The organism is Pseudomonas huaxiensis (assembly GCF_003231275.1).
Classification (GTDB): Bacteria; Pseudomonadota; Gammaproteobacteria; order Pseudomonadales; family Pseudomonadaceae; genus Aquipseudomonas; species Aquipseudomonas huaxiensis.
The window spans coordinates 300,335-324,498 of sequence record NZ_QKVL01000002.1 but is presented as its reverse complement, the minus strand read 5'-3'; the positions used below and the strand labels follow the sequence as shown (position 1 = coordinate 324,498).

The 24,164-nt window shown below is 62.1% G+C and carries 21 protein-coding genes; 10 read left to right on the top strand and 11 right to left on the bottom strand.

The window, feature by feature from the left end:
• Window positions 1-24: 24 nt before the first annotated feature.
• Window positions 25-1,323, bottom strand: coding sequence for an NAD(P)/FAD-dependent oxidoreductase (locus tag DM374_RS04675; protein ID WP_110968879.1), 1,299 nt, complete (start codon window positions 1,321-1,323; stop codon window positions 25-27).
• A gap of 135 nt (window positions 1,324-1,458) precedes the next feature.
• Here DM374_RS04675 and DM374_RS04670 point away from each other — a divergent pair, with 135 nt between their 5' ends.
• On the top strand, window positions 1,459-2,376 hold the full coding sequence (locus DM374_RS04670; protein WP_110968833.1) for a LysR substrate-binding domain-containing protein: 918 nt from the start codon (window positions 1,459-1,461) through the stop codon (window positions 2,374-2,376).
• An 89-nt stretch (window positions 2,377-2,465) separates the two neighbouring features.
• Window positions 2,466-5,450, top strand: a complete 2,985-nt coding sequence (locus DM374_RS04665) for an autotransporter outer membrane beta-barrel domain-containing protein (protein WP_110968832.1) — start codon at window positions 2,466-2,468, stop codon at window positions 5,448-5,450.
• Here DM374_RS04665 and DM374_RS04660 read toward each other — a convergent pair.
• Window positions 5,447-6,439 carry an NAD(P)H-quinone oxidoreductase gene (locus DM374_RS04660; RefSeq protein ID WP_110968831.1) on the bottom strand — a complete coding sequence of 331 codons (993 nt, stop codon included), beginning with the start codon at window positions 6,437-6,439 and terminating at the stop codon, window positions 5,447-5,449. The two genes, DM374_RS04665 and DM374_RS04660, sit on opposite strands and share 4 nt — an antisense overlap.
• 61 nt (window positions 6,440-6,500) lie before the next feature.
• Entirely contained in the window at window positions 6,501-7,937 is a 1,437-nt protein-coding gene (locus DM374_RS04655; RefSeq protein ID WP_110968830.1) for an NAD-dependent succinate-semialdehyde dehydrogenase, read from the bottom strand.
• 280 nt (window positions 7,938-8,217) lie between these two features.
• On the opposite strand from DM374_RS04655, the gene DM374_RS04650 reads away from it, so the two are divergent.
• The gene (locus DM374_RS04650; protein ID WP_110968829.1) at window positions 8,218-9,147 is read left to right on the top strand and encodes a LysR family transcriptional regulator; all 930 of its coding nucleotides are present in this window, start codon (window positions 8,218-8,220) and stop codon (window positions 9,145-9,147) included.
• A gap of 42 nt (window positions 9,148-9,189) precedes the next feature.
• Here the strand turns inward: DM374_RS04650 and glsB are convergent, their stop codons facing one another.
• Entirely contained in the window at window positions 9,190-10,110 is a 921-nt protein-coding gene (gene glsB / locus DM374_RS04645; protein ID WP_110968828.1) for a glutaminase B, read from the bottom strand.
• Window positions 10,111-10,135: 25 nt separating this feature from the next.
• On the opposite strand from glsB, the gene DM374_RS04640 reads away from it, so the two are divergent.
• On the top strand, window positions 10,136-10,363 hold the full coding sequence (locus DM374_RS04640) for a hypothetical protein (RefSeq protein WP_110968827.1): 228 nt from the start codon (window positions 10,136-10,138) through the stop codon (window positions 10,361-10,363).
• A 197-nt stretch (window positions 10,364-10,560) separates the two neighbouring features.
• Here the strand turns inward: DM374_RS04640 and DM374_RS04635 are convergent, their stop codons facing one another.
• Window positions 10,561-10,899, bottom strand: coding sequence for a hypothetical protein (locus tag DM374_RS04635; protein WP_110968826.1), 339 nt, complete (start codon window positions 10,897-10,899; stop codon window positions 10,561-10,563).
• A 101-nt stretch (window positions 10,900-11,000) separates the two neighbouring features.
• A complete protein-coding gene (locus tag DM374_RS04630; protein ID WP_110968825.1) occupies window positions 11,001-11,945 on the bottom strand; it encodes a DMT family transporter in 945 nt (314 codons plus the stop codon).
• A 90-nt stretch (window positions 11,946-12,035) separates the two neighbouring features.
• Here DM374_RS04630 and DM374_RS04625 point away from each other — a divergent pair, with 90 nt between their 5' ends.
• Entirely contained in the window at window positions 12,036-12,968 is a 933-nt protein-coding gene (locus DM374_RS04625) for a LysR substrate-binding domain-containing protein (RefSeq protein ID WP_110968824.1), read from the top strand.
• 67 nt (window positions 12,969-13,035) lie between these two features.
• Here DM374_RS04625 and DM374_RS04620 read toward each other — a convergent pair whose 3' ends face one another.
• Both DM374_RS04620 and DM374_RS04615 read right to left on the bottom strand, forming a co-directional pair.
• A complete protein-coding gene (locus DM374_RS04620) occupies window positions 13,036-13,737 on the bottom strand; it encodes an alpha/beta fold hydrolase (RefSeq protein ID WP_110968823.1) in 702 nt (233 codons plus the stop codon).
• Complete coding sequence (locus tag DM374_RS04615) at window positions 13,727-14,638, bottom strand: LysR family transcriptional regulator (RefSeq protein WP_110968822.1); 912 nt, start codon at window positions 14,636-14,638, stop codon at window positions 13,727-13,729. Before DM374_RS04615 ends, DM374_RS04620 begins: the two co-directional genes overlap by 11 nt.
• A 119-nt stretch (window positions 14,639-14,757) precedes the next feature.
• Here DM374_RS04615 and DM374_RS04610 point away from each other — a divergent pair, with 119 nt between their 5' ends.
• Complete coding sequence (locus tag DM374_RS04610; protein WP_110968821.1) at window positions 14,758-15,468, top strand: AzlC family ABC transporter permease; 711 nt, start codon at window positions 14,758-14,760, stop codon at window positions 15,466-15,468.
• Window positions 15,465-15,761 carry an AzlD family protein gene (locus DM374_RS04605; RefSeq protein ID WP_110968820.1) on the top strand — a complete coding sequence of 99 codons (297 nt, stop codon included), beginning with the start codon at window positions 15,465-15,467 and terminating at the stop codon, window positions 15,759-15,761. Before DM374_RS04610 ends, DM374_RS04605 begins: the two co-directional genes overlap by 4 nt.
• Window positions 15,762-15,849: 88 nt before the next feature.
• Here DM374_RS04605 and DM374_RS04600 read toward each other — a convergent pair whose 3' ends face one another.
• From DM374_RS04600 to DM374_RS04590, 3 genes are all read right to left on the bottom strand, one after another.
• Window positions 15,850-18,261, bottom strand: coding sequence for a TonB-dependent siderophore receptor (locus tag DM374_RS04600; protein WP_110968819.1), 2,412 nt, complete (start codon window positions 18,259-18,261; stop codon window positions 15,850-15,852).
• Window positions 18,262-18,382: 121 nt separating this feature from the next.
• The gene (locus tag DM374_RS04595; protein ID WP_110968818.1) at window positions 18,383-19,372 is read right to left on the bottom strand and encodes a FecR domain-containing protein; all 990 of its coding nucleotides are present in this window, start codon (window positions 19,370-19,372) and stop codon (window positions 18,383-18,385) included.
• Window positions 19,359-19,874: a sigma-70 family RNA polymerase sigma factor gene (locus tag DM374_RS04590; RefSeq protein WP_110968878.1), complete on the bottom strand. Its 516-nt coding sequence runs from the start codon at window positions 19,872-19,874 to the stop codon at window positions 19,359-19,361. The genes DM374_RS04595 and DM374_RS04590 overlap by 14 nt, the downstream gene beginning before the upstream one ends.
• A 199-nt stretch (window positions 19,875-20,073) precedes the next feature.
• On the opposite strand from DM374_RS04590, the gene DM374_RS04585 reads away from it, so the two are divergent.
• The 3 genes from DM374_RS04585 to DM374_RS04575 all read left to right on the top strand — a co-directional run bounded on the left by DM374_RS04585 (window position 20,074) and on the right by DM374_RS04575 (window position 24,053).
• Entirely contained in the window at window positions 20,074-20,610 is a 537-nt protein-coding gene (locus tag DM374_RS04585; protein WP_110968817.1) for a sigma-70 family RNA polymerase sigma factor, read from the top strand.
• Window positions 20,607-21,554: a FecR domain-containing protein gene (locus DM374_RS04580; RefSeq protein ID WP_110968816.1), complete on the top strand. Its 948-nt coding sequence runs from the start codon at window positions 20,607-20,609 to the stop codon at window positions 21,552-21,554. The genes DM374_RS04585 and DM374_RS04580 overlap by 4 nt, the downstream gene beginning before the upstream one ends.
• A gap of 81 nt (window positions 21,555-21,635) precedes the next feature.
• The gene (locus DM374_RS04575) at window positions 21,636-24,053 is read left to right on the top strand and encodes a TonB-dependent siderophore receptor (RefSeq protein ID WP_110968815.1); all 2,418 of its coding nucleotides are present in this window, start codon (window positions 21,636-21,638) and stop codon (window positions 24,051-24,053) included.
• Window positions 24,054-24,164 lie beyond the last annotated feature (111 nt).

Genomic DNA, 24,164 nt, shown 5'->3' with positions numbered 1-24,164 from the left:
CAAGGGGCGCGAGCGCCGGGTTCGTCAACGTTCCAGCCGGGCACGGCGCACTTCCCAGGCCATGCGCGCAACCGCGCCGACGTCGAAGAAGGGCCGTGGCGGCAGGTAGCCGGGATGGGCCTGGCCGAGGACATCGTTGAGCAGTGGCGAGCTGGCGCCGATCGCCATGTCCGCGAGCAAGCGGCCCCACAGTGTTCCGCGGGCCACGCCCGAGCCGTTGCAGCCAGATACGGCGTAGAAGTCCTGGTCGACCCGGGCGAAATACGGCTCGCCGGAGCGCGTGCCGCTCAGGTGGCCGGTCCAGGTGTATTCGAGGTCCCTGGCGTCGAGGCCGGGGAAGCGCTTTTGCAAACCCTTCACGTGTTCATGCTGGCGACGCTGCAAGCCGGCGCGGTCGAGGTCGGCCTGGCGGTATTCCACCGTATTGCGGATCAGCAGGCGCCGACCCGGCAGCAGGCGCACCGTGGCGCCGCCCGGCAAGGTCGACAGCACGCCCCAGGTGCGCTCGGCAAACAGGCTTTGCCATCGGGCTTCGGTCAGCGGCCGGGTGATGCTGGCGCTCAGTTCGAGCGGGAAGGTGCCGCTGCGCCGCACGCCGACCCGGTTCACGAATGCACCCACACAGCCCAGCACCCGCGTCGCCCGGACTTCGCCGGCTTCAAGGCGTGCGTGCCAGTGGCCGCCACTGCGCTGCAGGTCGAGCACCGCGCTGTTCTCGAATACCTTCACGCTGGACGGCAGGCTGTCGGCCAGGCCGCGCACATAGCGTGCCGGTTGCAGCAACGCATTGCCGCCGGCGCAATGGATGGCGCGGGCGTAGAACGCGCTGCCCAGGCGACTGCGCAAGGCGTCGCCTTCCAGGTAGCGGGCGTCGGCGCCGACCGCAGCGAGGGTTTCGATGGCCGCTTCGGCGTGGCGCAGGTGCTCCGGTTTGTGCACCGCGAAGTGATAACCGCCGTCATCGAATTCGCAGTCGATGGCCAGTTCGTCGATGCGCCGGCGCAGTTCCTGGCCGGCCGCCACGCCAATCCGCGAGGCGACCTGATAACCGTTGAAACCGGGCGTGCCGAGCAGCTCGGTTGCCGCCGGTAGTTCGTGGCTGACGGCAAAACCCGAGTTGCGCGCCGAGGCGCCTTGCGCCACGCGCTGGCGGTCGAGCAGGACGATGTGTTGGTCGGGGAACTGCGCCGCCAGGCTGTGCGCCGCCGACAACCCGGTGATCCCGCCGCCGATAATCAGCCAGTCGGCCTGAAGGTTGCGCTCGAGGCGCGGCCGGGGCGGTGATTCGCCGGCCAGCGCGATCCATCCACAACGGTTGTCAATTGACATCGGGCTCTCCACAATCAATGCGCCTGGCTTATTGGAATTTATATCGCCAGACGCTGAACAAGCCCTAATTTACGAGCGTTGGCGGCGGTCTTCTAACGTTAAAAATTCATTCAAGCATTCTGAAAACGCATGGATAACTTCTTTCGCACACCGTCGCTCCAGGCCTTGCAGGCGCTGGTCCACGTCGCCGACAGCAGCAGCTTTACCGAGGCCGCTCGCCAGTTGCACCTGACCCAGAGCGCCGTCAGCCGGCAGATCCAGCAACTGGAAGAGCATTACCGGGTGGCGCTGTTCGACCGCACCAGCCGCAAGGTCGCGCTGACCGAAGCGGGGCGTGAGGTGTATGGGCTGTCCTGCGCGATTCTCAAGGACTTGCGCGCCCTGGGCGAACGGCTGGCACCGCCGTCGGCGGAGCGACCGTTCCGCATTCGAATCTTCGTCTCGCTGGCGGTGCGCTGGCTGTTGCCGCGGCTGAGTTCGTTCTACGCGGCCAACCCGGAACTATGCCTGTCGATCGAGACGGTCAGCGGCGAAGTGGTGGATACCAGCGGCGACTGTGACGCCTACGTGCTGTACCTGCGCGAAGGCCTCGATGGTCGGCCGCTGACGCCGTTGTTCGACGAATACCTGATTCCGGTCTGCGCGCCCGTGCTGGGCGACGGTCAGTTGCCGCCGCGCTCCCTCGACGAGCTGGCCGGCCATGCGCTGATCCACGGCTCGACCGCGCGCCACGAATGGACCCAATGGCTGCAAGCGCAGGCGGATCTTCACCCGCGCAGCTACAAACACCTGCAATTCAACCTCGATGACCTGGCCCTCGACGCGGCGGCCCGTGGCCTCGGCGTGGCGATGACCGACCGCATGTTGGCCCACGACGCGCTGGCCCGCGGCGACCTGATCGTGCCGTTCGGCGAGCCGCTGAAGACCGAAGGCGTCTATGCGCTGTGGCTGAGGGACAGTGGCGCGGCGCACCCCGGCTGCCAGGCGGTGCTGCGCTGGTTCGAGGAACAACTGGAGCAGACCGGCTCGCGGGACGAGGTCAACTGATCGGCTTCGTTCGATAGAGCCGATCAATCAAACCGTCATATCTCATTGCCATATTGAGCGCCTTTCAATAAGGATAACGGTCGCTCACCATGCTCTTCACGCCGCATCGCCTTGCCCTCTGCGTCGCACTCGCCAGTGCCTCTTTTGCCCCGTCCGGTTTCGCCAAGGACTACCTGATCAGCAGCGCCACCCGCGACACGCTGGAGCTGAAAAAGGGCGACACACTTAAGGTCACCGCCCAGGGCAGCATCGTTGCCGGCAGCGATGACGGCGTGATCCTGCCCAAGCAAACCAGCGGCACCACGGTCAGCGTGGACAACGCCGGGATCATCCGCTCCACTGTCGCCCGCGGCATCGACACCAAGAGCGATGGCGAGGACGAAAGCCACTTCGTCATCAACAACCGCGCGGGTGCGTTGATCCAGGGCACCAACGACGGCCTGCGGATCCAGACCAACCCGGTTGCCGGCGGCAGCCTGAAGATCGTCAATGCCGGCACCATCGAGTCCACCGTGGATGGCCAGGCGATCGACCTGGAAACCCTGAACAATCCGAAGTTCACCACCACGCTGACCAACGAAGCCACGGGCGTGATCCACTCGGTGGGCAACGACGCGATCAAGACCGGCTCCAACGCGGTGATCACCAACTACGGCCTGATCCGCACCGACACCGCACCGCAGGACAAGGACGGCAAGGACCAGAAGTACGACGGCATCAAGATCGGCGAATCTACCGGCGTTACCGTCTACAACTACGGCACCGTGAGCGCCGACCGCCACGGCATCGACCTGAAGACCGACGCCACCCTGTACAACTACGGCACTGTCACCGGGCGCAACGGCTCGGGCTTCGGCTCCGACGGTTCCGGTACCGTGTTCAACTACGCCGGCGGGGTGATCACCGGCGCGATTGCCGACGGCAAGATCAACGGCGACGGTGACGGTGTGGACATCGACCTGATCGGCCATATCTACAACGAAGGCACGATCCAGGGCCTCGGTGCCAAAGGCGTCGACAGCGGCGGCCGGCCCAACGGCAGCGAAGGCATCGCCATGGGCGGCGGCAGCATCGTCAACACCGCCACGGGCGTGATCCGCAGCGTCGACAACGGCATCCTGGTGGATGACGGCGCGGAAGGCGCCGGCGTCGCCGCGACCACCATTACCAACTACGGCCGGATCGAAGGCGAGCGCGGTTTTGCCATCAAACTGATCGGCGACTACGACGACACCGTCACCAACGGCGGCACCCTCACTGGCGGCAATGGCCTGGCGCTGAGCATGGGCGGCGGCAACGACCACCTGATCGTCACCACCGGCGGTGTCTTCAACGGCCTGGTGGATGGCGGGGCGGGGATCGATACCCTGACTCTCGACGGCAGCGGCAGCTTTGGCAACAGCGCCAACTTCGAGAAGCTGGTGGTCAGCGGCGGTCGCTGGACCCTCAGCAGCCAGAACGATTTCAGCCAGGGCGGCAGCGTCACCGCCGGCGCGACCCTGGTCAACCAAGGCAGCATCCTCGGCGCGCTGGTGGTGGATGCCGGTGGCGTTTATGCCGGTGGCGGCTCGGTCGGCGGCCTGACGGTCAACGGCAGCCTGCTGACCAACAAGGGGCTGGGCGTGGCCACGGTCAAGGGCGACCTCAACTTTGGCAGCGGCGCGAGCCTGGTGTATGGCGTTAACGCCGACGGCAGCAGCGCGCCGATCGCCGTCAGCGGTACCGCCCGCCTCAACGGCGCGACCCTGCATGTGCAGCCGTCGGCGGGCGAGTACCCATGGAAGAGCCACTACACCGTGCTCAACGCCGGCGCGGTGCAAGGCACTTTCGGCAAGGTCGAGAGCGACTACGCCTTCCTCACCCCGAGCCTCAGCTACAGCGGCACCTCGGTGGGCCTGGACTACACCCGCAACGACGTGTCGTTCGCCCAGTACACCCAGAACGCCAACAGCGGCGCCGCCGCCCGCACCCTGGGCAGCCTCGGCAGCGACAGCGCGCTGTACAACGCGCTGCTCAATACCTCCACCGCCACCGCGGGCAACGCCATCGAACAACTGAGCGGCAGCAGCACCGCCAACCTCGCCGGCGCGACGTTGGCCGGCAGCGCCCAGGTCGGCGGCAGCATGCTCAGTGCGATGCAATCGATGGGCAGCACGGCGGGCTTGCTGGTCGGCCTCGATGAACGGGACACCCCGGTCCTCGCGGCCACCGGTCTGCCACAAGGCGTGCGTGACTTGAACGACCCGAATGCCCGCGGCCGGCTGTGGACCCAGGCCCTCGGCAGCTACGGCAAGGTTGACGGCAGCCATGGCGGCAGCGCCCTGGAACAACGCACCGGCGGCCTGGTGCTTGGCCTGGACTGGGCGGTGGGCAGCGACTGGCGTCTCGGCGTGCTGGGCGGCTACTCGCGTACTCGGCTGGATGCCACCAGCCTGGACGGCAAGGTCAATAGCTGGCACGCCGGCGTCTACGCCCTGCGCCAGAGCGGCCCGTTGGCCCTGCGCCTGGGCGCCGCCTACAGCGCCCACGACGGCGACAGCAAACGCAGCCTGGTCTTCAGCGGTTTCAACGAACGGATCAAGGGCGACTACGACGCCGACAGCCAGCAAGCCTTCGCCGAACTGGGCTACGCCCTGGGCAGCGGACGCTTCAGTGCCGAGCCGTTTGCCAACCTCGGCTACCAGCGCTACCACCGCGACGGCTACCGCGAAAAGGGCGGCGACGCCGCACTGGCAGTGGACACCGACACCCAGGACAACCTCAGCAGCACCTTCGGTGTGCGCCTCGCTCACCTTGGCCAACTGGACAACGGCATGAGCCTGACCCCACGCGCCAGCCTCGGCTGGCGCCACACCTACGGCAGCCTCGACACCCGCACCCGTCAGGCCTTCCTCGCTGGCGGCGATGCGTTCAGCGTCGAAGGCAGTGCGCTGGATCGCGACAGCCTGGTGGTTGAAGCAGGCGTAACCCTCGGCGTCAGTGCGCGGCAGTCGATCGGGCTGGGGTACAGCGGCGAACTGGGCAGCAACAGCCGCAATCATGCGCTGATGGGGCAGTGGGAGATGAAGTTCTAAGCCTCATCCATCGTCAGGATGATCTTGCCGACGTTCGCCGACGATTCCATGCGTCGGTGCGCGTCGGCCGCGCGCGATAGTGCGAAGGTGCTGTCGACCACCGGCTCAAGGCCGCCCGCGCCTGCAAAGCGGTCGAGCCAGTGCGCGCGGAACCGCTCGATCATCGCGTGTTTCTCCGGTTGGGTTCGGGACTTCATCACGGTGCCCATGATCTGCAGATGGCGGTAGAGAATCTGCGTCAACTCCACACTCACTTCGCCGCCGCCGCCCAATATCCCGACCTGGATCAGTCTGCCGCCGTTGGCCAGTGAAGCGATGTTGCGGGCAAAGTAGGGCTCGCCGATGAAATCTATGATCACATCCACGCCTCGCCCCTCGGTCTTGTCGGCGATGACCTGGGCAAAATCTTCGTTCTTGTGGTCGATCACCACGTCGGCGCCGAGGTGCTCGACACGGGAGCGCTTGCTGCCGTCGGTGGTGGCGTACACGGTCGCCCCGCTGGCGTAGGCAAGTTGCACCGCCGCCGAGCCCACTCCGCCAGCGGCAGCGTGAATCAGCACCGAATCCCCGGACGTGAGCCGGCCCAGATGAAGCATCGCCTCGTGGGCGGTGACGAACACTTCGGGAATGGCGGCCGCGTACACGTAATCCAGCTGGGCAGGGATGGGCATGGCCATGCGGTAGTCGATCCGCGCCAGTTCGGCGTAAGCGCCGCCGCCGACCACGCCCATGACCCGGTCACCGATGTCGAAGCCGCTGACGGCGCTGCCTTTGGCGATCACCTGGCCGGCGATTTCCAGCCCGATGATCGTCGAGTCGCCGAAGTCAGGGCGCCCGTAGCCACCGCGTCGATGGGTGAGGTCTGCGCGGTTGACCCCGGCGGCATGGACGCGCACCAGCAGGTCGGTGGGGCGTACTTGCGGGTTCGGCACTTCCGTCAGTTCAAGGACGTCAGCGTCGCCGAAGGTTTCAAAGGTAATGGCTTTCATGGTGAGTGTGTCTCCGCGTGGATGAAGGTGTCTGGCAAGGGGGCTGGCGTTGGCCGTGGCCTCACACCTGGCTGATGAATTTGTGGGTCAGGTAATGCTCGATGCCTTCGATGCCGCCTTCCGAGCCGTGGCCGCTCTCCTTCATGCCGCCGAAGGGCAGCTCGGTGGCGACGATGCGGTACTGGTTGATGCCGATCATGCCGGCTTCAAGCCCGTCGGCGACGTCGATGGCGGTGCGCGCACTGGTGGTGAACGCATAAGCTGACAGCCCGTAGGGCAGGCGGTTGGCTTCGTCCAGTCCGTCTTCCAGGGTGTCGAACGGCATCAGTACCGCGATGGGGCCGAAGGGTTCTTCGTGCATGATCCGGGCGTTCATCGGCACATCGGCCAACACCGTCGGCTCGAAGAAAAAGCCCTCGCGTGGCAGGCGCTTGCCGCCGGCTAGAACGCGTGCGCCTTTGGCCACGGCGTCAGCCACCAGCTCCACCATCTTGGCAATTTGCCGCGGGTTGGCGAGGGGGCCGACCTGGGTGTCGGGGTGCAGGCCATCGCCCAGCTTCAGGGCGAGCGTTGCTGTCACGAACTGATCGACGAACTGCTGGTACACGCCGCGCTGAATCAGGAAACGCGTCGATGAAATGCATACCTGGCCGGTGCCGCGAAAGCGGTTAGCCACGCCTTCCCGTGCCGCCTTTTCGACATCGGCATCGTCGAACACCAGCACTGGCCCATGACCGCCCAACTCCAGCGTGATCGGCTTGACGCCCTCGGCCGCGTGCGCCGAAAGCAGGCGGCCAATCGGCACCGACCCGGTGAAGGTCACCTTGCGAATCACCGGCGAGGCAATCAGATGGCGCGACACTTGGTCCGGCACCCCGAAGACCACTTGCAGCACACCTTTGGGCAACCCCGCGTCATCCAGTGCCCGGGCAAGTGCCAGAGCGGTGGCGGGGCTTTCTTCGCCGGGTTTGATGATCACGCTGCAGCCGGCGGCCAGCGCGGCGCCGAGCTTGCGGGCCGGGGTGATGGCGGGGAAGTTCCAGGGGGTGAAGGCGGCCACCGGGCCGATGGCCTGACGCTTGACCAGTTGCAGCACACCCGGGCGGTCCGAGGGCACCACGCGGCCATCGATTCGCCGAGCGCTTTCGCCGAACCATTCGAAGTACTCGGCGGCGCGCAGCACTTCATCGCGGCTTTCGGTAAGCGGTTTGCCTTCTTCGAGGGTCATTTGCGTGGCGATGGACTCGACCCGCTGGCGAATCAGTTCGGCCGCAGCCTTGAGCACCCGTGCGCGCTGCGCCGGTGGTGTGTTGCGCCACACCGCGAAGGCCTTCTGGGTGACGGCCAATGCATGGTCGAGGTCAGCCGCGGTGGCCAGCGGTACGCGGCCGATTTCCTGGCGGTTGGCCGGGTTGATGACGCTGGCGGTTTGGCGATCAGCGCAGGTGATCCATTCACCTGCGATAAACAGATAGAGCGAGTCGTAAGGCGTGTGCATGGCGAGAGTCTTCGTCGGTTGGGCGCAGAGGCTGCGCTGGGGAGGCCCCGTGGCGGTGCCTGTGCCGCCAGTCTATGAAGCCGAACGCCCGGGATTTAGTAGCGAGGTTGGGAATGACTGTTGTGCGCAGCAGCAATATCCCGTGGCCGGCGTGTTGCGGCGTGTTGCGACTGCCCTCATGATGCGGCCTCGATGCCTGGCGTCCGCGGTGATGACAGGGGCGCGTGAACAGCGCTGCTGGCGCTGCGGGTAGTGCAACAGGCCGTAAAGAAGGTGGGTAATGGACAAACTCTCGAACATGTCGGTGTTCGTCAAAGTGGTCGAAATGGGCAGTTTCACCGCGGTGGCGAATCATCTCGACTCAACCGTCGGCAACGTGTCCCGGGCGGTTTCCGCCCTCGAACAGTCGCTCGATACCCGTCTGCTGCAACGCTCGACCCGGCGCCTCTCGGTGACCGATGCAGGTCGGCGTTTCTATGAACGCTGCACGACGATCCTGGCGGATCTCGACAACGCGGAAGCCGAGGCGCGCAACGCGTTGCTGGAGCCCCGGGGCACACTGCGGGTGCACTGCGTGCCGGGGCTGGCGCGGCATCTGGTGACCGCCGCCGTTATCGAATACCGCCGGACGTTTCCCCAGGTCACGGTGGAATTACTGCTTTCCCAGCGCATGCCGAATCTGCTCGAGGACCAGTTGGATGTGTCGATACTGATTGCCCGTGCGCTGCCGGACTCCGCCTATGTCAGCCAGAAAATCGGGGTCAGTCATTGCGTTCTGGTTGCTTCGCCCGACTATCTTGCGCGGCATGCACCACCTTCGACACCGGAGCAACTAAGCGAGCATGAGTGCCTGTTGCTGAGTACGGTCGACTACCCCCGGGATGAATGGGCGCTGGAGAGCACGCGCGGCAGTACGGTGTTCACACCGGCCGGGCCGAGCTTCGGGGTGAACGACATGGAGGCGATGTCGGTGGCGATTCAGGAGGGCGCCGGGATCGGCTTGCTGGCGGGCTTCTCGGCCATTGAGGATCTGCGCGCGGGAAGGCTGATCCGGGTCTTGCCGGACTACCACACCCAGGAGCGCAACGTGTATGCCGTCTACACCTCTCGCCAGCATGTAGACGCGAAAATCACCTGCTTCATCGACCTGCTGAAAACGCGGGTGGGCGGCCAATTGGCGGCGACTGCACAGGCCTTTGTCGATCAATGACGGCTGGCAACAGGCTGACAGTTCGGTGTCTGGCCTGACTGCTCAAGGCACCGCCGAAAACACCGATCCGGTGATGCGCTCGCTCAGCAATTCCAGCGCGCGCAATCCCGCCAGCGAGTTGCCCGAGGCGTTGAGTGCGGGCGACCACACACAGATGCTGTAGCGTCCCGGCACCACCGCGACGATCCCGCCGCCCACGCCGCTCTTGCCCGGCAAGCCGACGCGGTAGGCAAAGTTGCCGGCCTCGTCGTACAGCCCGCTGGTGGCCATGATCGCGTTGACCTGCTGCGCCTGGCGCGGGCTGAGCACCTGTTCGCCGCTGTGTGGGCAATAACCGCTGTTGGCCAGAAAGGCAAAAGCGCGGGCCACATCCACGCAGTTCATCGACAGCGCGCAGTGGTGGAAGTAGCTGCGCAGCACTGCGTCGACATCGTTATGGAAATTGCCGAACGCCTGCATCAGATACGCCATGGCGGCGTTGCGCGCGCGGTGCTGGTATTCGGACTCGGCCACCAGCGCATCGCTGACGATGCGCGGATTGCCCGCCAGACGGCGGACGAAGTCGCGCATCGACAGCGTTGGTGTGGCGTAGCGGGACTGGTTGATATCGCAGATCACCAGCGCCCCGGCGTTGATGAAGGGATTGCGCGGTTTACCTTTTTCCGCTTCCAGTTGCACCAGCGAATTGAACGCCTGCCCGGACGGCTCGTAGCCCAACCGCGACCAGATCGCCTCGCCGCTGTGGCCGATCGCCTGGACCAGGCTGAACACCTTGGAAATGCTCTGGATCGAGAACGGGGTCTGCGCATCGCCCGCGCAATGCACCTGACCGTCCAGGCCGTGCACGGCGATGCCCAACTGGTTGGGATCTACCTGAGCGAGGGCAGGAATGTATTGCGCCACCTGGCCTTGGCTGAGTAGCGGGCGGACCTGGTCGAGGATGTCTTGCAACAGTGCTTGCATCGGGAAATGCCTGGAGTGCGGGGGTGTGGGTTCAGACGATGGTGGTTGGGGGTGGAGCACATTGTTGGTTGTGCTGACGCAAATCGACCCCCTGAAGGGCTTCGGACAATTCCACGATTACACCCTTCATGAAAGGACAGAAAACATGAACGACCTGGAGCTCCTGGAGCGCTTGAAAGCGCATGAGACGTTTGGCATCTCGATGGTTCAGGATCGCGTTGTTTGGTTATCAACGGGCGGTGGAGACGCTTGAGCGGCTTGAAGTGCAGGGGGTTATTGAGCGGGATGAGGCTACAGCGCTTTGGCGGCTGGTGGGCAGGGTATCCACATCGGGCTTGAGCGGGCAGGGCGCTCGGGGTTAGGTCTCCGCCGAGCACCTGTTCAATAATCAGCAACCGGGCGCGTTCAGGGGGTGAACCGCGATTGCCGCTTTTCCCGAAATGACCGATGTCATGCAATACGTGAGTTGTCAGTCATGGCATACGCCTGCAACTCAAGCACTTTGCAGAGGTTGGAAAGAGGCGCAAAGAAGTCGTCATGATCTGACTCGGACCAAGCCGAGCCAAATCTGAGCGTCATGTGGATGGAGGTTACGGGATCTCCAGCCAGGCTTGACTCGACCGAAAATGATTCCCCTTTGGTAAATACCTCTTGGGTGCATCCCGGGAATACTTGTTCCAGCAGTGCGAGAACAGCGGCACTGGGGCCTACCTCAGTTACTTCCTCTATGTCAGCCAAGTCGGATGCATTCAGGTTCACTGGTTTCAAAAGGACGATATCGAAACTCATGCAGCTCCCGGACTTTTAAGGTGTTCAGAGTGTTTTGTCAGTACCACAAGTGATTTCGCGGCTTGGAAATGGTGGACCACTCGCCCACCTGATACCAGCGGCTACGGCTCAGCATGTTCCAACGGCACCGTTCGGTGACGCTTCGCCGCCCAGACGACCCCACCCACCAACAATACGATTGATGTCACCTCCATCAAGCCTGGCATTCGCTGGCTGAACAGAAAACCGTATACACAGGCAAACAGCGTTTCGAACACGATCATCTGTCCGCTCAATGATGTGGCCATTCGGCGCGAGCAGGCATTCCACAGCCCATTCGCAACCCACGAACCGCAGAGTGCCAGGAACAGACAGACCCACAGTAGAGCCATCCAGCGACTGCTTTCCACACGGGTGGGTAGCAGTTTCGGGAACAGGATCAGGGCCGCGATGCTGAACACCACCGCCACGACGCCCGTTACGATGCCCAACAGCGTCGACCACTCGCTGCTGTTGAAATGGCTTTGCTTTAAATAACGGGCATTGTGAGTCGCGTACCAAGACCAACAGACCACCCCACTGAACCCGCAGGCCAGCCCCAGCAACTGAGAAGACAGTGAGGTATTCGCTGTCCCGGCAGTTGAGTGTTCGAGACTGACCGATACGATGCCCAGGAATATCATCAACAGGGGCAGTTTGAGCTTGGTCAGGGGCAGGGATCCTGCATCGCCACGCCCCAGAAAGGTAATGGCAACCGGCATCATGCCGTTGATCAGGGCGGCGGCAGTCACCCCGCTCAGTTGTACGGAAGCACCCAGCAGCGCGTAGTTCAGGATGTTCCCGGTGAATGAAAGGCGAAGCAGCGTCAAGGCGTCGCGGCGCGTCAACTTCGAGAGCATGCGGGATGCAATCGGTAAGGCTACGAGGAGCGAGATCAGTCCGTACAGCGCAAACCGGACGCTGCTGATCAGCACAGCATTGAATTCCGGCAGTAACGAAGGGGCGATAATCACCCCTCCCCAGATGGCACCCGCCAAAATCGCAAATACAATTCCACTGTTCATCATCGCTGCTCTGACAAGCCATTTAGCGGCATTCTAGCCATGGTCTGTAGGCGCAACCTGCGATAAGAAGTTGGCTACCCATTCCTGTGAGGAATGGGTAGGTGCAATCACCCGCTCTGGAGAACCCCCATTAACCGTTACCTGCGTACTTTGCCTCCATTGGAAACCCTGATCACGTTTGAGGCGGTGGGACGGCATGCCAGCTTCACGGGCGCCGGCGAACTGTTTCTTACCCAGAGCGCGGTGAGCAAACAGATGCGCCAGCTTGAGGAGTGTATGGGCGTCCCGCTCTTCGAGCGAAAACCGAGAGGCGTCAAGTTGACCAGTGCAGGCGATGAGCTGCTGATGACGGTCAACGTGCTCCTCACCACGATGTACCAAAGCGTCACGCGAATTCGCAACGTGCATCAGTCCAACGCCGTCTCGGTGCTGGCGACCCATGCACTGGCCCAATTCTGGCTGTTTCCGAAGCTGATCGAATTCAACAAGGCCTACCCGGACATCGCCGTGCACGTTCACGCGATCAACGAATTCGATGAAGCCAGCCTCAATGATTTTGACGTGGGCATTCTCTATGGTTCTGGCGAATGGCCCTCGCTGGATAGCGATTTCCTGCTCCCGGAAATCGTCTACGCCGTGGCTCATCCTTCATTGGACGTGTCTGGAATCTACACCCTGGAACAATTGGCTCAGGCCAATTTGGTGCAGATCGATACGTGCGCCTGGCAGTGCCTGGACTGGCATCAATGGTTCGGCCACTTTGGCATCGACTATGCTGCGCGCGACAAAGCTCCGGTCTTCAACCAATTGACATTGGCTTATCGAGCCGTTCAGCAGGGTATGGGCATCGGCCTGGCCTGGACGTTCATGGCAGAGGAAGCGCTGGCGAAGGGCGAGTTGCAGCGGGTGACACCTTTCGAATGCGTGACGGGTAATGGAGAATTCCTGGTATCGCTCAAGCATCGCAAGCGCTCAGCTTCTGCCGAGATTTTTCGGCAGTGGCTCCTCGGATCAATGGGCGACTGACCAGCCAAGGCAAGCGGTCACAGGTGTCACTCGGAAGAGGGCAATCATACGCAGGCTACTCGTACTTTCAGCCCATCGAATCCAACCAGTGCGATATCAACAGGGCGAGTTTTTCAGGCTGTTCCAATGGAATCATGTGGCCTGACTCTTCCACGACTTCGAGACGGGCTCCCGGGATTGCGTCACGCAGCTCCCGTGCCTCTTCAGGCAATCTCAGTTTGTCCTGCGCACCGGCAATGATCAGGGTCGGGCAATGGATAGTGCAGGACGAAATTTCGTTCCTGACCAGCAGGGATTGTCTGGCAAAAACGTCGTGGCCCATTCGCTGACCCATTTCACGAATGCGGCCAATCAACGCGTTGTCGTTTGCCCGGAGTGGGTTAACCGATTGGCTAATCGATACCGAACTCAAACCACGAAACTGCCCTTGTGCAGATGCCTTCACCGCAGTTTGCTTGAGCCGCTGCTGCACAGGTGTGTCCGGGCGTAGTGACGTTGCAATCAACACAAGGCCCGCCACCCGGTCTGGGAACTGCTGTACCAAGGATCTTGCAACATAGCCGCCCAGTGAAAAACCGATCAGGACAAACCTTGGAGGTGCGTCGGCTGCGATGTTCTGAGCAATCTCAGCAATTGTATGCCCCTGGAGCAGGTTCGCCCGATGAACCTTGCGCTTGAATGGCAGGTGTTCAACTACCTCGTTCCAAAGCGACTCGTCGAGCATGAAGCCGGGAATCAGCACCAATGGCAGAGCACTTTCACAGGGCATATTTATCATCCCTGGGGGCGTGGGCAGGTCCATCGCGGAGTGGATCGCGCAACGCGCTTGCAACATGTGCGTACAGCGCATCTACACCGCGTGAGCCTTTCGAGTCTCGGCTTCGGGTCAACACGACATCCGCCACCGGCAATTCTGGCAGACCGTGCCGGGTATCCAGCACCTTGAGGTGCGCTGGCAAGCTGCAACGAGTGACCACGGCCACAGCGAGGCCACTTTCCATCGCTGCCAACTGGCCGCTCACATTGGGGCTGTTGTAGACCACTCGATACTCACGGCCCAAACCCGAAATAGCGGCAAGGATTGCCGTGCGCAAGCGCTCGCTGAGCCCGTGCACGGCTATTGGCAGTTGGCTGCGCTTCCACGCTTCATGTTGCTCGGCGGCGCCCCATACCAACGCTTCTCTGAACAGCAGTTCGCCCCGCGAAGGGCCATCGCGGGTTACCAAGGCAAGATCGACCTGGCCACGGTCGACCTTTGCCCAGAGGCTTGCAGAGTCTTCGCAGACCAATGTGACCTCGACCTCGCCAAAGCGGGTCATGAAGCTGCGCAGGGCGGGCATCAGATACGTCAGTGCATAGTCAACCGGCGCACCCAAAGTAACGCGCCCGGAGACCGCACCGCCGTGCATCGCATCGACCATCGTCGAGTGGGCTTCGAGCAGCTTGCGGGCGTGGCCGAGGAGGTCATACCCGGCAGGAGTCAACGTCAGTTGCCTCGGCTCGCGCTTGAACAGCGGACGACCGAGGCTGTCCTCCAGTTTTTTCAACTGCATGCTCACCGCTGACTGTGATCGGGCGACCTGGCGCGCCGCCGCAGTCATGGAACCGGTATCCACGACCGCCAGAAACGTGCGCAACCAATCGATCTGCAAATCCTTGGAATGAATCATCGTATTCAGTCATTCGAGAATCGAATGCGCTGTATAACAGATATTCGCTTTTCTGGGTGATCCGTCCGCATTCACACTCCTTGCAACCACAACGACAGTGATGCAGTGAGTAGCCGCCCATGACCGACCCCTACGATAGAAGCGAGATCCTGCGAGGGGCGAGGGATGCCCTCCCGGTCATGTTCGCGGTTGCCCCTTATGCAATGGTTCTCGGTGCGCAAGCTTCGCAGGTCGGCTTGTCACTGGTTGAAGTGGGGGCGATGACCGGCCTCAACTTTGCCGGCGGCTCGGAGTTCGCCGCCATCAAGTTATGGGGGGCGGTGCCGCCGATGCTGACGATCGTGCTCATTACCCTGTTGATCAACAGCCGCCATATCGTAATGGGGGCGGCGCTGGCGCCTTATCTCCAGCACTTGCCCAAGCGCAAGGTGATTCCGGCCTTGTTCTTCATGGCGGACGAGGGTTGGGCGATCAGCTATGCCGATACCCTGAGGAGGTCCTCGGCGCAACAGCAAGCAGCTTTCAGTTGGCCCTACTACTGTGGCGCTTGTTTGCCGTTCTACCCGGTCTGGGTCGGTTTTGCCTTGATCGGCGCTGCGGTCGGACCGGCACTGGGCAACATCGAAGCCTATGGCTTTGCGATGGCGTTCCCGGCGGTCTTCATCGTGCTGCTCAGGGGGATGTGGAAAGGGCCGCGGTTGGCTTGTTCCTGGTTGATCAGCCTGGGGGTTGCGATTCTTGTCTACCTCACGGTGCCTGGTGCCTGGTTCGTATTTGCCGGCGTCATTGCCGGAATGCTGTTCACTTACCTTCGGGCGATAGCGTCATGATCAGCATGTCGGCTTTGCTGACGATTGGGGGCATGGCGTCAGCCACCTATGCGACACGCCTCGCGGGTTATCTGCTGCTGCGCAAACGCAAGCTCGGGCCGCGTGCCCGCGCGGTAATGGAGGCAGCACCGGGATGCGTGCTGATTTCGGTGATCGCGCCACACTTCGTTTCACCTCATCCTGAAGAGCTGATCGCATTGGCCATCACACTGGTTGCCGCCTGGCGCTTGCCGATGCTGTTCACTGTCGCGATTGCCGTGGGAGCGCTGGCGGGGCTTCGGTGGGTGCTGTAGGTGTCAACTTTAATTGTCTGTTTTTATGAAAGCTCGAGTCAGCAGTGCCCGCTTTCCAGCGGGCACCACTTCCTACCGGGAAAACGCCTTACCAGTTGTAACTCACCTTCGCCGTAACCTCCCGCCCCGGGTTATAGAAGTTCGCCGTACCTGAACCCACCACATGCTGCTCATCCAGCAAGTTGCTGACATTCACCGCAAGCTCGGTACCCTTGGCAATCTGGTAGTTGAAAGCAGCGTCAAACAACGTGGTGCCGTCGCTTTTGCCGGTGTTGGCGGCATTCAGGTAATACGCTCCGACATAGCGCGCGCCGAGGCCGACGCTGACGTCCGTGCCGGGCACGCTGTAGTAACTCCACAGCGAAGCGGAATGCTTCGGTGCGGTGGTGAACTCATTGCCCTTGAGGGAGCTGCCGTCGTACAACGAACCGCGCAGAACTTCTGACTTCATGTACGAGTAGCCGCCAACCAGGCTGACGTTCTGCGTCACTTGCGCCTTGGCTTCCAGGTCGAGGCCGCGCATCCGCGATTCGCCCACTGTCTGCTGTTCAATGATGCCGCTCGGCAGCACCACGGCGATGGTGACGTTTTCCTGGGTCAGGTCGTAAATCGCCGCCGAGAACAGTGCATCCATCCCCATCGGCGAATACTTCACGCCCACTTCGTACTGTTTGCCGGTCTGTGGTGTAACACCCACCTGGGGCGGCGAGACGGACTCGACCATGCTCACGTAAGTGGAAACTTCATCGTTGACGATGTAGGTCAGCGCACCGCGGTAGGAGGTCTCGGAGAAGTTGTCGTTATCATCGAATTGCACAGGGCTGGAGAACTGGTTGTAACCCTTGCTGGACAGTTCCATTGAGTCGTTGCGCACACCGGCGGTAACGATGAAACGCTCATAGAACGACAGGTTCTGCTGGAGGAAGACCGCCTTGGTGGTGGTGTCGCTCTTTTTCGCGGTGTACGGCGTGAGTGCGCTTGAAACGCCGGTGAACACTGGGTTGGCGATGTCGATCGAGGACGCCAGGTCGTAAACGGAACGCTCTTTGGTCGACGAGTCGAGATACTCAACGCCTACCAGGGTGCTGCTGTCGATGTTCTCGAAGCGGGCGTCGTATTGCAGCATCAGGTTGCCGTTGAACTGGTTGGCATCGCTGTCCGTTCCCAGCAGATAACGGGGAATCGTGGTGCCGACGCGCGAGGCGTTATCGCTCAGGTAAACGTAGCCATAATCGTCGGTCAGCTTGCTGTAACGCAGGTTGCTGCGCAGCACGAAGCCGTTGTCGAAGTCGTGGGTGACGTTGCCGCTGAGGCTGGTGCGCTCGACATTGTGGTAGTTGAAGCCGGGCTCACCATAGAAGTCGCTGCGGTCGTATTCCTTGTCCAGCGGGTAGCCGCCACTGTTCGGCGAGCTTTCGGTTTTCAGGTAGTCCAGGACCATGGTCGCCGAGGTGTAATCGGTGGGCGCCCAGGTCAGACCACCCATTACCAAGCGGTTGTCGTCCTGCGAGTGGTCGTACTCGCGGTCGCTGTTTTGCACTTTGGCGGTAAAGCGGCCGGCTACGGTTTTATCGTCGTTGAGCGCATCCCCGACATCGACGCCTGTCTCGATATGATCAAAGGAACCGTAGGTCACATAGCCCTGGCCAAACTGCTCGAAGCGCGGCTGTTTGCTCACGAAGTTCACCGAGCCACCAGGATCCGCCGGGCCAAATAGAGTGGAGTTGGCGCCGCGCAGGATCTCGATGCGCTCGTAGGCGAAAGGATCTTCGCGGACGCCGCGCATCGAACTCAAGGTCAGGCCGTCACGGTAGGTAGTGGCCTGGAAACCGCGGATCTGGAAGTAGTCGTTGCGGTCATCCGACCCATAAAAGTCGCTGATCACGCCCGGGGTGTATTGCAACGCTTCTTCCGTGGTGCTGACGCTGCGTTGCTCCATTTCCTTGCGGGTAACCACCGAAACGGAGGCGGGCGTGTTGAGAATGCTGGTCGCCACCTTGCCGCCGACCCAGAGTTCCTTGGCGACCACCGAGTTGGTGTCGTCGTCGGCATTCACCTTGACCTTGGCATTCACGATCAGGGGTGCTAGGCGGAAGTCCTCGACGTCGGTGGCACCGAGTTCGAGCGGGCCGGCAGCCTTTGGTTGAGGGATCAGCAGGTAGGCATTCGGGCCTTGCTGCTCGATCTGCAACTCGCTCCCTTGCAACAGCGATGACAGGGCTGCTGCGGTGTCGAATGTGCCGTTCACGCCCGAGGTAGTACGGTTCGCTACGCTCGCCGCATCGAAGGAAAGGCTGATACCAGCCTCGCGGGCAAAGCGATCAAGCGCCGGGGCCAGTGGGCCGGCCGCGATGTTCCAGTGCTGGACCTGATTGCGCGGCTCAGCGGTTGAAGACTGCGCCAGCGACGGCAGGGCGTAGCTGCTCACGACCAAACCCAGGATCGCACTGCGTAAGGCAATATTTAAGGGATGGCGCTGTGGAACCGGGGACGAACTCATTTTTTCGCTCCATGGAAGGGTATTGGCAGACTGGCCTGTGTTTCGGCCTTCCTTACAGGTCGAGCGAGAATAAGAAATCACCTCATTTATTTTTCCAGTCAGGAATGAGGTGAAGAAGGACTCAGCCGGCAGCGGTCAACGTCACCCAATAACGGGTCCGATAATCGACGCGCAAGCGCAGTGACTGCGCGACCAATGCCAGGACTTGATCGTTGTCGGCGAGCTGAAAGGTACCGGAGACCTGACGATCAGCAACCGCTTCGGTGCAGCGCAAAACGCCGGGGCGGTAGCGCGACAACTCCACAACGAAATCACCGAGGCGCATACCGCGCGCGCTGATCACCCCGTCGCTCCAGCTCCATACATCGAGGCCGTTATCCCTGAACTCACGGGCGCCGTTGGCGGTGAACAGCAGTTGGTGTCCGGCCTGGACGCTGTTGCTGTCGCTGCCGGCAAGGGTGTGACTGGAGCCAGGGAACACCGTGACGTCGCCGCCCTGCACTGCGAGCAGGGTGCCGTCATCACGCTCGCGCGCCAGGAAGCGGGTGCTCTGGGCGCGCATGATCCCGTCGCGTGTTTGTACCCAGAACGGCCGGGCTTGCGCCGAGTGTTGATCGGCGCCGACATTCACGATGATTTCGCCACGGCGCAGAATGATCAGGCGCCGCTGGGCGTCGTAATCGCTGTCGACCGCGCTGTCGCTATTGAGCTGAATAAGGCTGCCATCATCGAACTGGACGTGTCGTTGCTCGCCGGTGTTGCTGTGCTGCTGTGCAAGCATGGCCGGCAGTGGTGTGTAATCCCGGCCGAGCCAGGCCGCGCCGCCAACAGTGGCCAACAGGCCCAGGAGTTTCAGGCTTTGCCGTCGACGCATTCCCCGGTGGGTGCCATTGAGGGTTTGTCGGGCCAGTTTCGCCGGGATGCCGGCGAATTCATCCCCAAGCGTTTCCACACGCTGCCACGCCAACAGATGCTCCGGGCGCTGCAGCAGCCATTGTTCAAATGTGCGTTGTGTTTGCTCATCGGCCTGATTGAAGCGAAGGCACACCAGCCAGTGGATCGCCTGGTCGACAACCGCCTGATCCAGCGCCTTCGGCTCACGCATCGACATAGCGCAAGCGATAGCAATGTTGCAGGGCCTTGGCCAGGTCGCGTTCCACCGTCGCGCGGGAAACGCCCAGCTTTGCGGCGATCTGCGTACAGCTCAAACCGTCGAGCTGGGCAAGCAGAAACGCTTGGCGAACCCTTGGTTTAAGCCTGTCGAGCATTCGGTCTATCCGCTCGAGCGCATCAAGAATCAGCAGCCGGCTTTCTGCCGAGGGCACCTCTTGTTGAGGCAGCAACGCGACGCTTTCCAGGTAGGCGCGTTCGAGTTCGCGACGGCGATACTGATCGATCATCAGTCCGCGGGCGATGCTGCTCAGGTAGGCACGTGGTTCGCGCAAGGGGCTTGATTGACGGGATTTGAGCAGACGCACGAACGTGTCCTGCGCCAGGTCCGCCGCGTGTTCGCGGCATCCCGTGCGTTGGCTCAGCCAGCCGTGTAACCACGAGTGGTGGGTGCGATAGAGCAGCCCCAGATCTGCAGTACCTAGCGTATCGTCGCTGCGCATCGGCATCCCGAAAAGTACATGATTGATAATTAGTCGCATTCTACTCACGCCAATAGGCGTCAGGCAAATGCGGGTGTGCCCAGTGTTTGCGGAGGTTAGCTCGGCCTGCTCACCGGCCGTTGTCAGTGCTCCGGCACGTTGCTAACATTTGCGACCAATTACCGTCTGCACTTGCATCTAAATATCAGGAAGTCTTCCAATGGATGGCGCATCGTCGCGCGAGTCGGTATTGCATCGCGATTTCACGGTTCTCTATGTCGATCACCATTCCTGGCTGCAGAACTGGTTGTATCGGCGTATTCGCTGCCGCAGCGATGCCGCCGATCTGGCGCAGGACACCTTTCTGCGCCTGTTTCGCACTTCAGCCACGCCACTGGCGCCGGACCTTCGTCAGCCGCGAGCCTATCTGGCGACGGTGGCCAGGCGGCTCATGCTCAATCTGCACCGGCGGCGTTCTGTCGAGGAGGCCTGGCTGCAGACGCTGGCTGAATACACCGAGCAAACCGGGCTGTCGGTCGAGGAGCAATGGCTGATCCGGGAAGCGCTGCAGGCGGTTGACACACTGCTGCATGGCCTGCCGCCGGCGGTGCGCCGTGCGTTTCTGTTGTCGCAACTCGATGGCCATACCTATGCCGAAATCGCCCAGATGCTGAATGTCACGGTGCGGACCGTGCAGCGTTATCTAACCCAGGCGATGGAGCAGTGCATGGTGCTGGCGATGACCGAGGCGTTATGAGCGAGGCGCCACTGGAGCAAAGCGTGGTTCGCGAGGCGGCGCGCTGGTTCATCCGCCTGCACGAGGCTGGGCCTGATGCCGCGCAACGAAAGCGCTTCGAGCAGTGGCGCACTCAGCACCCCGATCATGAACGTGCCTGGCAGCTTGCCCAGCGAGTCAGCCAGCAATGGAAGGGAATTCCGGAAGGTGTCGGGGTGCGCACGCTCGATCGCGCCGACCGACTGAGTCGCCGCGCCGGACTCAAGGCCCTGATACTGCTGATGACTGCGGGGCCTGCCGCGTTGATGGTCTGGCGCCATGGCGCCTGGTCGGCGGACGAGCGAACCCTGGTCGGCGAGCAGCGACAGATCGACCTTCCCGATGGCACCCGTCTGAACCTGAACACCGGCAGTGCCGTCGATATCGTCTTCGATGCCCAGCAGCGGCTGATCCGCCTGCGTTCGGGAGAAGTGCTGGTCTCCACGGGGCAGGATCAACTCAACCGGCCGCTGCGGGTACAGACCGAGCAGGGCAACGTGTACCCCGTCGGGACACGCTTCAGCGTTCGCCTTGAAGACGACGACAGTCTGGTCTGTGTGTTTGGCGGTGCGGTCGACATCTGTCCGAACAGCCGCGCCGAGGCCACCCGCGTGAGCGCCGGCAACCAGGCTCGTTTCGACAGCCAGGAGGTGATGGTCGCGCAGCCGCTCGTGCCCGGCACCGATGGCTGGAGCATGGGCGTGCTGCGGGTAGAACGCATGCCGCTTGCGGTGTTCACCCGGGAACTGAACCGTTATCGGCCCGGTTGGGTGCGCTGTGACCCGCAGATTGCCGACCTGCTTATCAGCGGCGCCTTTCAATTGAGTGATACCGATCTGGTGCTCAGCGCCGTGGCTCGGGCCCTGCCGGTCAGTGTGGTGTACCGGACGCGCTATTGGGTCACGCTGCAGCCCCGGTCGGTCTGAAAAAAGTTTCGTATCGCCTGTCCTGTTTTTCAACGCTGGCGTGTCCTTTCAGCAAACAGGTCTTATCGATACGGAGCGTTCATGGGTTTTTCATCTGGTTATTCTTCCCTTGCCTGCGCGGTGCGCGGTGCCACCCTGGCGCTGAGTGTGCTCGCGAGCCCGGCGTTGATGGCGGCGTCTTCTCAGCATTTCTCCATCCCGGCGGGCCCGCTTGGGCAAGCACTTTCGAGCTTTGCGGCGACGGCGGGCATCAACCTCGCCATTGATCCTGCGCTGGTGCAGGGGCGGCAGAGCCAGGGACTGGAAGGCGACGTTGCGCTTGCCACCGGTTTCGCCCGGCTGTTGTCGGGCAGCGGGCTGCGCGCGGTGTCCCAGGGCGATGGCGTGTATGTGCTGGAGCCCTTGCCGCGCAGCGACGCCTCGATCGAGATCGAGCCGGTCGAGATCGACGCAAGCCGCCAGGCCCAGGAAAACGGCACGGGGCCGGTGGCCGGTTACGTGGCCAAGCGCACGACGGTCGGCACCAAGACCGATACCCCGATCAATGAAATTCCGCAGAGCATCTCGGTGATCACCCGCGACGAAATGGACCAGCGCGGCGTGCAGGACTTCAACTCCGCCGTGGCCTACACGCCGGGCATCCGGGTGCTCGACTACGCAGGCGGCCAGGGCGCGCCGGACATCTTCATGCGCGGTTTTCGCGCGTTCAACCTGTTCGGTATCTATCAGGACGGGCTGCGTTCAGGCTTCAACCAGTACGACACCAATTTCGAGACCTTCGGCCTTGAGCGCCTCGATGTGATCAAGGGGCCGGCCTCGGTGCTGTTCGGGCAGATGGCGCCGGGCGGGGTGGTCAACATGACCAGCAAGCGGCCACAGGAAACGCCGATCCGCCATGTGGAAGTGCAAGGGGGCAGTTTCGAGCGTCGCCAGTTCGGGCTGGATATCGGCGACCAACTGGACAGCGCCGGCACCCTGTTCGGGCGTGTGGTGATGCTGCAGCGCGACAGTGGCACCCAGGTCGATCATTCACCTGACGATCGCACCTACATTGCACCGTCGCTGACCTGGAAACCCGACGACGCCAACACCCTGACCCTGCTCACCAGTTACAACAAGACCAAAACTGGCGGTTCGGAACAGAGTTTTCCAGCAATAGGTACGGTGCTCAAGAGCCCCAACGGTCATATCGATTCGGATATCAACCTGGGCTGGAAGGGCAGCTATTACCACGTCGAAACCACCTCGGTCGGCTCGATCTACGAGCACCTGTTCGACAACGGCTGGAAGTTCCAGCAGAACCTGCGCTACATGCATTCCCGGGTCGGCTACCTTTCCAGTGGCCCGGATGCCGTGCTCAACGACGACGGACGTACGCAGGATGTCGGGCTGCAGTACCGCCCGAAAAACAGCGACACGTTCATGGTCGACAACAATATCCAGGGCAGCTTCAACACCGGACCGATACAGCACACGCTGATCGCCGGTATCGACTATTCCCATTACAAAGCCGCAGAAACCCGCCGCAACGGTGACCCGGATCCCGACTTCGAAATGATCGACCTGTACCGCCCCGTTTATGGCGGCGGGGCGATCTGGTACGACCCTTTGCAGCGCGATGAGCGCAGCAAGATGCAGCAGGTCGGCCTGTACCTGCAGGACCAGATCAAGCTGGACCAGTGGACGTTGACCATCGGCGGCCGCCAAGACTGGGCCGAGGGCCATGAACAGGGCCTGTACTTCGGCACCGAGAAGACCGACACCCGGCAGCGCGACCATAAATTCACCGGGCGTATCGGCCTGGCGTACCTGTTCGACAACGGCATCACGCCCTATGTCAGTTACAGCACCTCGTTCCAGCCCAACCCGAATGCCGATATTTCCGGCACGCTGTTCAAACCCACCGAAGGCAAGCAATACGAAGTCGGGATCAAATACCAGCCGCCCGGCTACAACAGCTCGGTCACGGTATCGGCGTTCGACCTGACCCAGAAAAACGTCACCACCGCAGATCCGCTCAATTCGGGCTATTCGGTGCAGAGTGGCGAAGTGCGTTCCCGTGGCATCGAAGTCGAAGGCAAGGCCAGCCTGACAAGCAACCTGAATGTGCTCGCGTCATACGCTTACACCGATGCCCAGATCACTGAAGACACCAGCTACCAAGGCAACACCCCGCGGGCCATTCCGCGCCATACGGCTGGCGTCTGGCTTGATTACACGATCGATGCAGGCGTGTTCGACGGTGTCGGTGCGGGGATTGGTCAGCGGTATATGGGGTCTTCGCAGAATATCCAGAACACCCTGAAAGTCGCGCATTACACCCTGACCGATGCCACGCTGCGCTACGACCTGGGCAAGGTCGGGCTCACCGGCAGCAAGATTTCGATCACTGGCACCAACCTGTTCGACAAGCGTTACTTCGAGCCCGGCTTCTATGAGGATTCGGTGCTGTACGGAAATCGCCGTAACGTGATCGCGACGTTGAGTCACGACTGGTAAGGGGAGGGCGAGAGAGCAATGGGCGCTCACTCTGTGGTGGGCGCTGAGTCCAAGGATCACTCAGTTAAATCAATTGGGGCCGCTTTGCGGCCCTTCGCGAGCAAGCTCGCT